The 427-nt window shown below is 61.4% G+C and carries 2 pseudogenes; both read right to left on the bottom strand.

The window, feature by feature from the left end:
- Positions 1-242, bottom strand: a pseudogene (locus tag EN745_RS35730) (hypothetical protein); the annotation flags it as partial.
- A pseudogene (locus EN745_RS35725) lies at positions 242-427 on the bottom strand (ABC transporter permease); the annotation flags it as partial. The pseudogenes EN745_RS35725 and EN745_RS35730, both read right to left, overlap by 1 nt.

The raw sequence follows: 427 nt of genomic DNA, 5'->3' as shown, positions 1-427 counted from the left end.
GAGATGAGCAGAGGCGCGGTGAAGTAGGGCGGATAAAATGCCGTGACGATGCGCGACGAGACCGGCGACTGATCCTCATCGACGATGGCGATCGGAGCGTGATTGAGCGTCTCGGGCATCGCCTTCGAGGCGGTGTAGGTGGCGGCGGTGAAGGCATAGACGATCAGCACGAGCATCATCGGGTCCCGCATGAGACCGCGCAGTTCCTTTATGCCGAGATTGTATATGTTGGCGATGCGCATCAGCGGGCCTGTTTTTTCAAGAACGCCGCTCCAAGGCCGAGCAGCACCGGAATGGCGACGAGCATCGGCACGAACGCGCCCGACAGGTCGGCAAAGCTGAGCGCCTTGGAAAAGACGCCGCGCGAGATCGTCACGAAATAGGTGGTCGGATAGATCCGGCCCACGAATGCGCCCACGCCCTGGAG

It is taken from the genome of Mesorhizobium sp. M4A.F.Ca.ET.022.05.2.1, from assembly GCF_003998845.1.
In the GTDB taxonomy this organism is placed as follows: domain Bacteria; phylum Pseudomonadota; class Alphaproteobacteria; order Rhizobiales; family Rhizobiaceae; genus Mesorhizobium.
Note: the sequence above shows the minus strand (reverse complement) of the source record. Positions and strands in the feature narration are given on the sequence as shown.